This window comes from Corynebacterium sp. HMSC034B08 (assembly GCF_001835805.1).
In the GTDB taxonomy this organism is placed as follows: domain Bacteria; phylum Actinomycetota; class Actinomycetes; order Mycobacteriales; family Mycobacteriaceae; genus Corynebacterium; species Corynebacterium coyleae.
Genome location: NZ_KV825898.1, coordinates 1 through 373 on the forward strand (window position 1 = coordinate 1; position 373 = coordinate 373).

At 54.7% G+C, this 373-nt stretch carries 1 pseudogene; it reads right to left on the reverse strand.

The window, feature by feature from the left end:
• Positions 1–373, reverse strand: a pseudogene (locus HMPREF2656_RS12340) (IS3 family transposase); the annotation flags it as partial.

Below are 373 nucleotides of genomic sequence, written 5' to 3' on the forward strand. Positions count from 1 at the left end.
GAATCTGATAACGCCCACCCAACGATCCGTCGAGAGTAAACGTCGGTGACAAACGCGGCGTACACAAAGCCTTTCTTCGTGCGCACATACGTAATGTCGGCCACCCACAGTTTATTCGGGCCCTTAAGCTTTGAATTCACGCTCGACTAAGTCCGGGCGCAGATCAGGCACGTTAGCTTTTCGGGTTGTGATAGGTGATCCGCCTTTGCCTTTGCCAGAAACACCGGCCAAGCGCATCAGCCGGGCGGTTTGTTCACGCCCGATATCAATTCCGTCGCGGCGGAGAGCATGCCACATTTTCCGCACGCCGTAGACGCCGTAATTATCCCGATGAACAGTTCTAATTCGGTCGATCAGCACAGCATCGCGAAGG